Origin of the sequence: Escherichia sp. MOD1-EC6842 (assembly GCF_002965705.1) — a bacterium.
In the GTDB taxonomy this organism is placed as follows: domain Bacteria; phylum Pseudomonadota; class Gammaproteobacteria; order Enterobacterales; family Enterobacteriaceae; genus Escherichia; species Escherichia ruysiae.
This window is the reverse complement of record NZ_PTRF01000003.1, coordinates 208,571-220,545: the sequence shown is the minus strand read 5'-3', so window position 1 is coordinate 220,545 and position 11,975 is coordinate 208,571. Positions and strand designations below refer to the sequence as shown.

Genomic DNA, 11,975 nt, shown 5'->3' with positions numbered 1-11,975 from the left:
CGATTAACACCTCATTGAATTAAATGCACTTGTAGGCCGGATAAGACGCGGCTAGCGTCGCATCCGGCATTATCACATCAGCGCATTTACCAGGCGGTATGGTAAAGCTCGACAATATCCTCAAGCGTTGCTTCACGCGGGTTGCCACCGGTACAAACATCGGATGCCAGACCGGAGTCAATGCCCCAGCCAACTCACTTACCGTTCGTCGCGACGACCACCCACCGCAGCCCAGATACGACGGACATGCACCGTCACTTCTTCTCGATCGTGATACAACTGCCGCGCCTGAATCTGGGCGTTAATACCATGTTCATCAAGCTGTGCCTGAATGTACGCCAGATTGTGTGACACTTCTTCGTAGCGTTTTTTCATCGGTAGCTTAAGGTTGAAGATAGTTTCACGACACCAGCCATTAACCAGCCACTGTGCCATCAGTGCTGCGACTTTCGCTGGTTTTTCAACCATATCGCATACCATCCATGAGATGTTGCTACGTGTTGGGCGGAATTTGAAACCATCTTCCCGCAGCCACGTCACCTGTCCGGTATCCATCAGACTTTGCGCCATCGGGCCGTTATCGACGGAGTATACCCACATGTTGCGCTTCACCAGTTGGTAGGTCCAGCCGCCTGGACAAGCGCCCAAATCTACCGCCCACATTCCATTTGCCAGGCGTTCATCCCACTCATCCGCAGGAATAAACACATGAAATGCCTCTTCCAGTTTGAGCGTGGAACGGCTTGGCGCATCCGCCGGAAACTTCAGGCGTGGAATCCCCATATAGAACGGCGAATTATTATTGCTGTAGGAGTAGCCGGTATAGCAGCAGCCTGGTGCAATAAAGAATACATGCACCACCGGACGCTTCGGCGTTTCATAGTTCGCCAGTACGCCCGCCTCGCGCAAGGCAGCCCGTAGCGGCACGGTAAATTTACGGCAGAATTTCAGCAACTCTTTGCTTTCGTTGGTATCGGCAACTTCAACACGCAGTTCACCGCCCTTCTCTACTACACCCTGTAACATGCCGACAATGGGGGTAATTCGATCTTCTGGCGGCAAATGCTGCAGGAGTTCCCCCACCACAAACCACTGGCGAGCAAAAATTAATGAACTGAACGGCAGCTCACGGATTAACTTATCGCCATCATCCGGTTGATAACATTCATAGATGACATAACCCGCATTGTCTTTAACGCGGGCAAAACCGAATATTTCCCGCTGACCGGCTTTATCGGTAATTTCCGCAGCACACTCTTTTTCAAAGCCAGGACGGCACAACAATACAACCTTATTCATGATTTACGCCCTTGCGCTTTAAACGGATAGCTCCGACTAACATTAACGCCCAGCCCGCGAGGAAGCTCACGCCGCCAACCGGTGTGACAAACGCCCACAAACGCAGATGGGACAGCGCCAGGCAATAAAGGCTGCCGCTGAACAGCACCGTGCCTAACGCGAGGAAAACGCTACTCCAGTAAAACCAGATACTGATGCGACGCTGCATCGCCACCGCCAGACCTAAAATCGCCAGCGTATGGAACGCCTGGTATTCGAGGCCGGTCTGGATCCAGCCCATCTCAACGGCTCCCATGGTTTTACTTAACACATGCGCGCCAAAAGCGCCGAGAGCCACAAAAATGAAGCCGCTAATGGCGGCGAAAATCAGCATAAAACGGCTGGTCATGGTCGTACCCTACGTAAATTATTGTTCATAACGAAAGCGGAATTTTTCTTGTTCAGCAGCGGCTTTCGCCAGGATCCATTGGCGAAAGGCGGCTATTTTACCCAGTTCTGCCTGGCTGTCATGACATACCAGATAAAAAGCATTTTTACTGACCAGAACATCATTAAACGGGCAGACAAGGCGTCCGGCCTCGATTTCCGATTGCGCCATCACATTATTCGCCAATGCGACTCCCTGCCCGTGGATAGCCGCTTGCAGCACCATCGCGCTGTGACTGAAGATCGGCCCTTGTTGAACGTTGATATGATTTAACCCCAACTGGCGAGTATATGTCTGCCAGTCACGCCGGGACGCATCGTGTAATAACGTATGTTTAGCCAGATCTTCTGGCGTCTTCAAGGGTTTTTCGCCGGTTAACAGTAGCGGGGAACACACCGGCAACAAATATTCGGCATAAAGTTTTTCGACCCGCAGCCCCGGCCAGTTGCCCCGACCATAAAATATCGCCACATCAACATCATCCGCCAGTTTATCTTCCTGGCGATCGACCGCCTGGATTCGAACGTCGATTCCCGGATAAGCTGAATTAAAGCTGGAAAGTCGCGGCACCAGCCAGTGGATGGCAAAACTGGGGAGTAAACTGACCGTCAACGCCCCCTTGGCGCTACGAGCCTGGAGTTTACGCGTCGCTTCGGTTAATTGCGAAAATATCTCTTTGATATCGAGGAAATAGCTTTGCCCTTCTTCGGTCAGCAGGAGTGAACGATTACGGCGACGGAACAGTTTCAGTCCCAAAAAATCCTCAAGTGACTTGATTTGATGACTTACTGCGGCCTGGGTCACAAAAAGCTCTTCTGCTGCGCGCGTGAAGCTTAAATGGCGTGCGGCGGCATCAAAAACTCGTAAGGCATTTAGCGGTGGTAATCGTTTTGACATGGCTTTTAAACTTTGATGTTAAATGAATTTAACAATTAGATTACACTATGTAACCTATTAGTTTTTTTTATCTGAGCCATTATAAATTGTCCGTTGAGCTTCTACCAGCAAATACCTATAGTGGCGGCACTTCCTGAGCCGGAACGAAAAGTTTTATCGGAATGCGTGTTCTGGTGAACTTTTGGCTTACGGTTGTGATGTTGTGTTGTTGTGTTTGCAATTGGTCTGCGATTCAGACCATGGTAGCTAAGCTACCTTTTTTCACTTCCTGTACATTTACCCTGTCTGTCCATAGTGATTAATGTAGCACCGCCTAATTGCGGTGCTTTTTTTTACCTTGCGATCGCGAATTACTGATCCAGCTCGACCATCTCTTTCACGTCGGTACGGTTGATCTGCTGTTTGTTGCCATTAGCGTCTTTATACGAAATCATACCGGTTTCATTATCAGTTTGTGGTTTACCGTCAGAGACGATGGTACGTCCGTCATTGGTGTGCATCACATAGTTCGAACCGGAACAGGCGCTCAGGGCAAAAGTCAGCATACAGGCAGAGATAATTGCGGCAGTCTTTTTCATCTTCTTCTCCTTAAAGCGATTAATAAATCTTAATAGTATTGATTAACAGGCTAAAATTAACGCCTAACACTATTCAGCATATGTTACTGACGCGGCTTCGCCAGGATATCCAGATAATTCCGATGGTTAGCACTCTCCTTGTATCAAAGTGAATTTTGCGTCACGATCGGTGAATCAAGCCGAGGAGTACCATGAACGTTTTTAATCCCGCGCAGTTCCGTGCGCAGTTTCCCGCATTACAGGATGCGGGCGTCTATCTCGACAGTGCCGCAACCGCGCTCAAGCCCGAAGCCGTGGTTGAGGCTACCCGACAGTTCTATAGCCTTAGCGCCGGAAACGTCCATCGCAGCCAGTTTGCCGAAGCCCAACGTCTGACCGCACGTTATGAGGCTGCGCGGGAGAAAGTGGCGCAATTGCTCAATGCTCCAGATGACAAAACCATTGTCTGGACGCGCGGCACCACCGAATCCATCAACATGGTGGCGCAATGCTATGCGCGTCCGCGTCTGCAACCGGGCGATGAAATTATTGTCAGCGTGGCAGAGCACCACGCCAACCTCGTCCCCTGGCTGATGGTCGCCCAACAAACCGGAGCCAAAGTGGTGAAGTTGCCGCTTAATGCGCAGCGGCTGCCAGATGTCGATTTGTTACCAGAGCTGATTACTCCCCGTAGCCGGATTCTGGCGTTGGGCCAGATGTCGAACGTCACTGGCGGCTGCCCGGATCTGGCACGAGCGATTACCTTTGCCCATTCAGCCGGGATGGTGGTGATGGTTGATGGTGCTCAGGGGGCGGTGCATTTCCCTGCAGATGTTCAGCAACTGGATATCGATTTCTACGCTTTTTCAGGTCACAAACTTTACGGCCCGACGGGTATCGGCGTGCTGTATGGCAAACCAGAACTGCTGGAAGCAATGTCGCCCTGGCTCGGCGGTGGCAAAATGATTCACGAAGTCAGTTTTGACGGCTTCACCACACAGTCTGCTCCGTGGAAACTGGAAGCCGGAACGCCCAACGTCGCAGGCGTCATTGGGTTAAGCGCGGCGCTGGAATGGCTGGCAGATTATGATATTAACCAGGCAGAAAGCTGGAGTCGTAGCCTGGCGACGCTTGCAGAAGATGCGCTGGCAAAACGTCCAGGCTTTCGTTCATTCCGCTGCCAGGATTCCAGCCTGCTGGCCTTTGATTTCGCGGGGGTTCATCACAGCGATATGGTGACTTTGCTGGCAGAGTACGGTATTGCCCTGCGCGCCGGGCAGCATTGCGCTCAGCCGCTACTGGCAGAATTAGGCGTAACCGGCACACTGCGCGCCTCTTTTGCGCCATATAATACAAAGAGTGATGTGGATGCGCTGGTGAACGCCGTTGACCGCGCGCTGGAATTATTGGTGGATTAATGACAAACCCGCAATTCGCCGGACATCCGTTCGGCACAACCGTTACCGCAGAGACGTTACGCGATACTTTCGCGCCGTTGACGCAGTGGGAAGAGAAATATCGCCAGTTGATCATGCTGGGGAAACAGCTTCCGGCTTTACCTGATGAATTAAAAGTACAGGCCAAAGAGATTGCCGGATGCGAAAACCGCGTCTGGCTGGGGTATACCGTGGCTGAAAACGGCAAGATGCATTTCTTTGGCGACAGCGAAGGGCGCATTGTGCGCGGTCTGCTGGCAGTGTTGTTGACCGCCGTGGAGGGCAAAACCGCCGCCGAGTTACAAACGCAGTCGCCGCTGGCGTTGTTTGATGAGCTGGGATTGCGTGCGCAACTTAGTGCCTCACGCAGTCAGGGGCTGAATGCATTAAGCGAGGCGATTATCGCGGCGGCGAAACAGGTTTAAGCACAGATCCAGGTCGGATAAGACGCTCACGTCGCATCCGACATAATGGTTATTCCTTGCGCGCCGCTTTCGCCATCATCTTCTTCAGCGCATGAGAAACCGCAACAAAACCAAAGGTGGCGGTCACCATCGTTGCCGCACCAAATCCTGATGCGCAATCCATTCGCTTTGGTCCTTCCGCCGTGGCTTTCATCGCACAGACCGTACCGTCTGACTGCGGATATACCAACGCCTCGGTAGAAAACACGCAATCCACACCGAGCTTACCTTTGCTGTTTTTCACCACGCCAAAATCGCTTTTCAGGCGCTCACGCAGCTTCGCCGCCAGCGGGTCCTGAATAGTCTTCGCCAGGTCAGTAACCTGAATCTGCGTCGGATCAATCTGCCCGCCGGCCCCCCCCGTCGTTACCAATGGGATTTTATTGCGACGACAGTATGCGATTAGTGCCGCTTTGGGGCGCACACTGTCAATGGCATCAATAACATACGAATAACCGGCATTCATATATTGCGCTACGTTATCCGGCGTCACGAAATCGTCCACCACTGTCACCCGACACTCCGGGTTAATCTGGCGAATACGCTCCGCCATCACTTCCGCTTTTGCCAGCCCGACGTTATCACGCAGCGCGTGAATTTGCCGATTGGTATTGGTGACACACACATCATCCATATCGATAAGCGTGATTGCGCCAATCCCCGTGCGCGCCAGAGCTTCCGCCGCCCAGGAACCGACACCACCGATGCCGACCACACAGATATGTGCATCGGCAAATAGTTGCAAGGCTTTCTCACCATACAGACGCGCAGTGCCGCCAAAACGCTGACGCCAGGCATCACTAATTACCACAGACATAGCACCTCAGAATTAAAAAGGGTGAGGTTATCCCCCACCCTAAACGCATAAATGCCTGATGCGCTACGCTTATCGGGCCTACATAACTCCTGCAATATATTGAATTTGCATGATTTGTAGGCCTGATAAGGCGTTCACGCCGCATCCGGCATGAACAATGCGCACTTAGTCAACAATCAGGAGATGAGGTTATCCCTCATGCTGTCTTATCCGTAAAAACGGCGTACAGAATAACACATCAGCCGCTAAAGACGTTACCTGCACCCGGTGCCGTTTTCAGCACCCAGACACGTCCATAGTGGTTGTACCAACCTGCGCGGTGTCCGGCTTCCGGCCCGATCCCTTGATAGATATCGAAATGTTGGCCTTTGATTGCGCCACCGACATCCAGCGCCACCATCAGACGCAGTTCGTACTGACCGTTAAATTTACCGTTATTATCCAACAACGGTACTTCTGCCAGCAAGGTAGTGCCTGGCGGGATGAGCGAGCGATCGGAGGCAACAGAAGCACGACCAACCAGCGGCACAGCACTTGCTCCTTTCACCGGTGCAAAAGATTGCGGCTTAAAGAAGACGAAAGACGGATTCTGTTCCAGCAGTTCGCGAACTTCGGCTTCACTGTGCGTTTCCCCCCAGTGACGAATAGCCTGCATCGACATATCTTCTTTTTTCACTTCGCCACGATCGATCAGCACCTTACCAATACTGCGATAGGCATGACCGTTCTTTCCGGCATAGCTGAAGAAGTTAAGCGGACTGCCGTCGCCAAAATCGATATACCCGCTACCCTGTACATCCATAATGAAGTTATCCATCAGAGAGTTGCTGTAAGCGAGGATATATTTATCGCTCAGTGCCCCCGCGTAGATCTCCGCACGAGACGGCAGACGGCCGCGTTTTGGCGGCATACGATAAATAGGATACTGGAACTCGCCCTGACGGGTATGGCGCGCCTGAATTACCGGCGTGTAATAGCCTGTAAACTGCACGTTGCCATAGTTGTCCGCGCCTTCCATCTGCCAGGCGTCAATGCCGAACTGGCGCATATTGCGGGTATCACCGCCTGCGCGCAGCCACTCTTGCACCGCGTTATAAACATTACTCTGGTTGCCATACAGACGCGGTGACGAGTTACGAATATGGTTAATTTGCTCGGCAAAATCACCGGCGTTAATTGGTGCGCCAACGGCATCTGGCTGGTTCACCAGAGAGAAAGGCTGGGTAAATTTCCCGTCTTTATATTGCTGTCCGCGATCGGTTGGTTTGGAGGAGCAGGCGGCAAGCATCGCCACAACAGCGCCCATAAGAAGGTACTTTACCCAACGTCCTTTCATTGTTCTCTTCTTCAGGTTAAAAAATAAGGCACAACGAAGATAACAAACCGTCGCGTTTAATGAAATGAGCAGACTCTCCCTGACGCAAATTTTGCACAAAAAATAGGCGGTAGTGTTTTGTTTTTGTTCAAAATCATGCCAAATCCGTGATCCGGGTAAAAAAAAGGTTGCATGAAAACGCGAGCGGAGTATAGTGCGCATCCACGGACGCGGGGTGGAGCAGCCTGGTAGCTCGTCGGGCTCATAACCCGAAGGTCGTCGGTTCAAATCCGGCCCCCGCAACCAATACTTAGAATGCTGATAAACCGCAACGTGTTTCACGGATTGCGGTTTTTTTGTATCTAAAATCTTCGTTCGCTGAACTCACAGCACGTTTTTTATCTCCCTCCCCGCAAAGAAATCAATTATCGACTGGGCAACGTGTATCCCGGTTTGCTGGTATGACTCAACGGTGGAGGCTGCAATATGCGGCGTTGTAATGATATTTTTGGTATGCAGCAATGGGCTAAATTGCGCCAGCGGTTCAGAGCTAAAAACATCCAGCGCCGCAAAAACATTTCGTTCTTCAATCACCTGAAGTAAAGCGCCCTCATCCAGCAATTTTCCCCTTGCGGCATTGATGATCAGCGCGCCATTGCGCATCATCGACAAATATTTATGGCTGATGAAGTTCTCCAGATCAGGCGAAAAAGGCAAAAGAACAATGATGACATGCGATTGCATAAAGATATCTTCAATTGATACAAACTGAACTCCGGTTTTGCCAGCAACCTGATAATCGGGTTGTTTGTCAAAAGCTAAAAGCTCAACATCAAAACCGGACAACCTTTTCGCCAGGGTTTTACCTATATTACCGTAGCCAAGCAAGCCAATCCGTTTCCCCTGTAATTCACAACCATGCGACTCACCCCAGTAACCATTTTGCATTGCATAATAGCTGCCTGGGATATTTCTTATGCTCGCGAAGATAAGGCCAATGATAAATTCCGCAACCGCATTTGAATTAATCCCAACCGCATTATTGACCACAATCCCTGAATGTCGTGCCGTGCGAAGATCAACATTATCAATTCCCGTCCCAAATCTCGATATTATTTTCACACCGGGCAGTAGTGATAGCGTGTCCGCCTGATAACAATCCTTTCCGGCAATGACCGCACAAATAGATTCTCGTAATGCCGTGGATTCTGATTTAACCAGATGCTCCACATTATTCTTAATAATAAGGTTAAAATTATTCTCTCTTAGCAACTTGCTGGCGGAAACACAGCGTGCTGAAAAGCTGGGAACGGTGACCAGAACGTTTTTCATAGCTGACACTCACTTCAATGAACGCCACCCCAAAGATGGCGTGACCGGTTACTGTTTTTATATTCTGAAACTATGAGTTTGCTTTAATACCGAGCGCACCTCCTGGATGATATAAGCCGAAATCGGCACGAGTAAATTTTTTCAATTCGGAGAGTGCAAGCGCCACCGCATCACCAACAACCAAAACCACTGTAGACGAACATGACGGCGCTAAACCTAAATTATCCGCCTCGCTTTTGACGGGAATTTCAACGGATAAATCACAACTTATCGCAAGCGATGAGCGATGACTGCGAGTAAAGGAGACCAAATAATTACCCATTTTTTTCAGACTCGGTAGTGTTGCCAGAATTTCTGCCGTCTCACCACTGTTTGAAATAAGAATAACAATATCGTTTTTCGTCACCATTCCAAGATCGCCATGTACCGCTTCCGTACCGTGAATAAAAAACGAGGGAGTTCCGGTGCTGGCAAATGTTGCAGCAAGTTTTCTGGCAATAATGCCGGACTTCCCTACGCCAATAAAAACAACTTTACCCTGACAAGATTGTAATATTTTAATTAAAGCAGCAAATTCCGAAAGGGGAGAATCGATAACCTCTTCAACTGCTTTATGCTCGTTGCGCATAAAATGTTTAATAAGATGGATAAGATCCGTGTTGTTCATTTTCTTTTTCCTGATTAATATTTCTGATTACACCTGCAATGCGCGTAAGTCCCATATATAACTTTTCTCGACTGCAAGCCAGGTTCAGACGAAGATAGCCCTCCCCTTCTGTTCCATAGACATGACCCGCCATAATGCCTACTTTGCCTTCGTGAATTAATCGGCTGTAGAATTTATCAAAGGGATAACCAATGGCAGAGCAATTAATCCACGAAAAATAGCAACCAGCAGCCGGCTTCACGATTAACTCCGGAATGTTTTCATTTATATACCGCTGGGTAAATTGAATATTTGAAGAAAGATGTTTCTTTAATGACGTTAACCATTCCTCACATTCGTTATAGGCAACAATGGTCGCAATTACATTCAGTACTGATGGGGAGTTTACAAAATCGCGATACCTCGATATCGTTCTGAATTGGTGATTGAAATTCTCATCAGGTGAAATCATATACGAACCCGTTAGCGCAGGAACGTTAAATGTTTTCGATATCGAATTAAACACCACCACCTTTTCATTTATTATTTTAAGCGCAGACGTGAAGCAACGATTAAATACAAAATCACTATGGATTTCATCTGAACACAACCAAACGTTTTGTCTTGCACATCTTGCAGCGATTTTATGCAGACAATCATCAGACCAGACGGTTCCTGTCGGGTTATGAGGATTGCATATTAACACCATCTTCGCTTTTTTAATTTTTAGATCAAAATCTTGCCAGTCGATAACGTAACCTCCCTCGTTATCTTTACTCAAAGAAGTTTCCAGCGTATTTCGTCCACTATTTTTAATTACATCAAAAAATGCGTTATAAACAGGTGTGAAAATAAGAATATTATCGCCACTCGATGTCAATAACTCTATTGCTTTAGCAATGGAATACATCACACTTGGGCTATAAGTTATCCATTCTTGTTTAATGTCTGTTTTATACTGTTTATAATACCAATTAACTATCGCATTCAGATAGTCATCATGTTGCCAACGGCTGTACCCTAAAATCGGGTGTTCCAGGCGTTTTTTTAATGCTCTGGTGATAGCTTCCGGTATCGGAAGATCCATATCTGAAATAGAGAATGGCAATACATCTTTTACACCAAATCTGTCCTGACAAAAGTCCCACTGGGTACAATATGTTCCTTTACGGGAAATTGGGGTATTAAAAATATCCATTAGCGTATCCCCATGTAATTATCCATATCCCGACGTAGGGCGATGACTTTAGTGCCGATAATGACTTGTAGGGTATTTTGATCAAGTTTAACAACCGCAATCCCTCCAGCTCTTTTTATCGCAACCTCATCAATTAATCCCATATCTGCGATAGTTAAACGTAAACGAGTTACACAATTATCCAGAGATTTAATATTCTCTCTACCGCCAAGTGCCTGAACCATCTGCGCCGCCGCCTGCAGCTCTGATTTATCATGAGTTGGGATATTCGCTATAGCAGTATCTTCGTGAGCGTTTATCGCGATGGGGCTGGACTCTTCACGTCCTACGGTCATCAGGTTAAATTTAAGAATGGTCCAACGGAACACAGAGTAATAAATAAAGAAATAGGCCACTTCTACACAAACCGCTATCGGCCAGCCCGTTCTTGTGCCACGTAAGACACCAAAGCTAATAAACTGAATCAAATCGCCAGTAAACCCCATCTTCACGCCCATATATGGCAGAACCATGTTAGCGAATCCATTCATAAAAGCATGGAAGACAAACAGCAGCGGACTGACAAACAAGAACAGAAATTCAATCGGTTCGCTAACGCCACCAATAATGACCGTCAGCACACCGGAAATAAGCAATGCTTCGATGGCCTTTCTGTTCTGAGCATGAGCGGTGCGATACATCGCCAGCGCGGCACCAGCCAGACCATACTGGATCATCAGTTTGCCCTGTTCCATTTTCCCCGCCAAATCCAGCGGAATAACAGTATTCTCTTTGACGTACGCCATAAACATATTCAGGGTGCCGTAATATTCTTCGCCACCAATTACTGCCGAACCGCCAATTGGGGTAAATCGGAAAACTGATGTCACCAGATGGTTTAGGCCAAAAGGTATCGTCACGCGTTCAGCAACTGCATAGAAGAAATAACCGACAGGACCGGAAGTTGAAATCCAGTGACCAATGAGCATGAAAAGATTGAAAAATGGCGGCCAGATAAAAGGAATAATCAGGCCAAACCCACTCATCACAATTAGTGTAATGATAGGCACCAGGCGCGGACCACTATAAAAACCTAATGACTCAGGAATGCGTAAGTTAACGATCTTTTTATAAATGCTGGCGACTAATAATCCTGAAACAATCCCTCCCAGCACACTGGTATTATAGGACTGGATACCAAGAATGATAGTTTGTCCATGTGTCGACATTTGGTCAGCAGCGACCAATAAATCGTGTTGTTTAAGGTAAAAATTTGTTCCCAAATGCATCGCCATAAAACCAATTAAGCCAGAAAATGCACCATAGGCTTTATCATCTTTCTCTTTTAATAATCCTAATGGAATCGCTATTGCAAATAGTACAGGTAAATTAACAAAAGCAAACAAACCAAGACTAACAATGAAATCAAGTATGGTTTTAATTATTGGAATGGCCAGCAATGGAATTAACTTTGCCATGTCATCACTGGCTAAACCACTTCCCAGGCCTAACATCATGCCACATACACTTAGCAGAGCGATGGGATACATAAATGCTTTCCCCAGGCTCTGAAAAAAACTCCAGGCTTTCTTTTGTTTCATGCTGGTT

Annotated in this window: 12 protein-coding genes, 1 tRNA gene and 1 pseudogene; 3 read left to right on the top strand and 11 right to left on the bottom strand. The window is 48.2% G+C overall.

Annotated features, from left to right (window positions below):
• Positions 1 to 86 precede the first annotated feature (86 nt).
• From A7Z29_RS23630 to A7Z29_RS05335, 5 genes and pseudogenes are all read right to left on the bottom strand, one after another.
• A pseudogene (locus tag A7Z29_RS23630) lies at positions 87 to 161 on the bottom strand (hypothetical protein); the annotation flags it as partial.
• A 37-nt stretch (positions 162 to 198) separates the two neighbouring features.
• Positions 199 to 1,299 carry a 23S rRNA (cytidine(2498)-2'-O)-methyltransferase RlmM gene (gene rlmM, locus A7Z29_RS05350; protein WP_001045503.1) on the bottom strand — a complete coding sequence of 367 codons (1,101 nt, stop codon included), beginning with the start codon at positions 1,297 to 1,299 and terminating at the stop codon, positions 199 to 201.
• The gene (locus A7Z29_RS05345; protein WP_000203904.1) at positions 1,292 to 1,687 is read right to left on the bottom strand and encodes a DUF423 domain-containing protein; all 396 of its coding nucleotides are present in this window, start codon (positions 1,685 to 1,687) and stop codon (positions 1,292 to 1,294) included. Before A7Z29_RS05345 ends, rlmM begins: the two co-directional genes overlap by 8 nt.
• 18 nt (positions 1,688 to 1,705) lie before the next feature.
• A complete protein-coding gene (gene gcvA / locus A7Z29_RS05340) occupies positions 1,706 to 2,623 on the bottom strand; it encodes a glycine cleavage system transcriptional regulator GcvA (protein ID WP_000044401.1) in 918 nt (305 codons plus the stop codon).
• 350 nt (positions 2,624 to 2,973) lie between these two features.
• Positions 2,974 to 3,201: a YgdI/YgdR family lipoprotein gene (locus A7Z29_RS05335; RefSeq protein WP_000750399.1), complete on the bottom strand. Its 228-nt coding sequence runs from the start codon at positions 3,199 to 3,201 to the stop codon at positions 2,974 to 2,976.
• A 191-nt stretch (positions 3,202 to 3,392) separates the two neighbouring features.
• Between A7Z29_RS05335 and csdA the strand changes: the two genes are divergently transcribed.
• Complete coding sequence (csdA, locus tag A7Z29_RS05330) at positions 3,393 to 4,598, top strand: cysteine desulfurase CsdA (protein ID WP_105289895.1); 1,206 nt, start codon at positions 3,393 to 3,395, stop codon at positions 4,596 to 4,598.
• Positions 4,598 to 5,041 carry a cysteine desulfurase sulfur acceptor subunit CsdE gene (csdE, locus tag A7Z29_RS05325; protein WP_105289894.1) on the top strand — a complete coding sequence of 148 codons (444 nt, stop codon included), beginning with the start codon at positions 4,598 to 4,600 and terminating at the stop codon, positions 5,039 to 5,041. Before csdA ends, csdE begins: the two co-directional genes overlap by 1 nt.
• 49 nt (positions 5,042 to 5,090) lie before the next feature.
• Here csdE and tcdA read toward each other — a convergent pair whose 3' ends face one another.
• Together tcdA and mltA are read right to left on the bottom strand one after the other, a co-directional pair.
• Complete coding sequence (gene tcdA, locus A7Z29_RS05320) at positions 5,091 to 5,897, bottom strand: tRNA cyclic N6-threonylcarbamoyladenosine(37) synthase TcdA (RefSeq protein WP_000117715.1); 807 nt, start codon at positions 5,895 to 5,897, stop codon at positions 5,091 to 5,093.
• 238 nt (positions 5,898 to 6,135) lie between these two features.
• The gene (gene mltA, locus A7Z29_RS05315) at positions 6,136 to 7,233 is read right to left on the bottom strand and encodes a murein transglycosylase A (protein WP_000678631.1); all 1,098 of its coding nucleotides are present in this window, start codon (positions 7,231 to 7,233) and stop codon (positions 6,136 to 6,138) included.
• 208 nt (positions 7,234 to 7,441) lie between these two features.
• Between mltA and A7Z29_RS05305 the strand changes: the two genes are divergently transcribed.
• A tRNA-Met gene (locus A7Z29_RS05305) sits at positions 7,442 to 7,518 on the top strand.
• 78 nt (positions 7,519 to 7,596) lie between these two features.
• Here the strand turns inward: A7Z29_RS05305 and A7Z29_RS05300 are convergent.
• The 4 genes from A7Z29_RS05300 to A7Z29_RS05285 all read right to left on the bottom strand — a co-directional run bounded on the left by A7Z29_RS05300 (position 7,597) and on the right by A7Z29_RS05285 (position 11,968).
• Positions 7,597 to 8,544 carry a phosphoglycerate dehydrogenase gene (locus A7Z29_RS05300; protein WP_105289893.1) on the bottom strand — a complete coding sequence of 316 codons (948 nt, stop codon included), beginning with the start codon at positions 8,542 to 8,544 and terminating at the stop codon, positions 7,597 to 7,599.
• Positions 8,545 to 8,614: 70 nt separating this feature from the next.
• On the bottom strand, positions 8,615 to 9,211 hold the full coding sequence (locus tag A7Z29_RS05295; protein ID WP_105289892.1) for a KpsF/GutQ family sugar-phosphate isomerase: 597 nt from the start codon (positions 9,209 to 9,211) through the stop codon (positions 8,615 to 8,617).
• Positions 9,180 to 10,388, bottom strand: coding sequence for a MalY/PatB family protein (locus A7Z29_RS05290; protein ID WP_105289891.1), 1,209 nt, complete (start codon positions 10,386 to 10,388; stop codon positions 9,180 to 9,182). Before A7Z29_RS05290 ends, A7Z29_RS05295 begins: the two co-directional genes overlap by 32 nt.
• Positions 10,388 to 11,968 (bottom strand): PTS transporter subunit EIIC, encoded by a 1,581-nt coding sequence (locus A7Z29_RS05285; protein WP_105289890.1) that lies wholly within the window; start codon positions 11,966 to 11,968, stop codon positions 10,388 to 10,390. The genes A7Z29_RS05290 and A7Z29_RS05285 overlap by 1 nt, the downstream gene beginning before the upstream one ends.
• Between the last annotated feature and the right edge of the window lie 7 nt (positions 11,969 to 11,975).

Bases quoted from the DNA above. Each gene is read 5' to 3' on its own strand.
- csdA (WP_105289895.1), top strand. From the start codon at position 3,393: ATGAACGTTTTTAATCCCGCGCAGTTCCGTGCGCAGTTTCCCGCATTA.
- A7Z29_RS05335 (WP_000750399.1), bottom strand. From the start codon at position 3,201: ATGAAAAAGACTGCCGCAATTATCTCTGCCTGTATGCTGACTTTTGCC.
- A7Z29_RS05300 (WP_105289893.1), bottom strand. From the start codon at position 8,544: ATGAAAAACGTTCTGGTCACCGTTCCCAGCTTTTCAGCACGCTGTGTT.
- csdE (WP_105289894.1), top strand. From the start codon at position 4,598: ATGACAAACCCGCAATTCGCCGGACATCCGTTCGGCACAACCGTTACC.
- A7Z29_RS05285 (WP_105289890.1), bottom strand. From the start codon at position 11,968: ATGAAACAAAAGAAAGCCTGGAGTTTTTTTCAGAGCCTGGGGAAAGCA.
- tcdA (WP_000117715.1), bottom strand. From the start codon at position 5,897: ATGTCTGTGGTAATTAGTGATGCCTGGCGTCAGCGTTTTGGCGGCACT.
- rlmM (WP_001045503.1), bottom strand. From the start codon at position 1,299: ATGAATAAGGTTGTATTGTTGTGCCGTCCTGGCTTTGAAAAAGAGTGT.
- A7Z29_RS05295 (WP_105289892.1), bottom strand. From the start codon at position 9,211: ATGAACAACACGGATCTTATCCATCTTATTAAACATTTTATGCGCAAC.
- A7Z29_RS05345 (WP_000203904.1), bottom strand. From the start codon at position 1,687: ATGACCAGCCGTTTTATGCTGATTTTCGCCGCCATTAGCGGCTTCATT.
- A7Z29_RS05290 (WP_105289891.1), bottom strand. From the start codon at position 10,388: ATGGATATTTTTAATACCCCAATTTCCCGTAAAGGAACATATTGTACC.
- gcvA (WP_000044401.1), bottom strand. From the start codon at position 2,623: ATGTCAAAACGATTACCACCGCTAAATGCCTTACGAGTTTTTGATGCC.
- mltA (WP_000678631.1), bottom strand. From the start codon at position 7,233: ATGAAAGGACGTTGGGTAAAGTACCTTCTTATGGGCGCTGTTGTGGCG.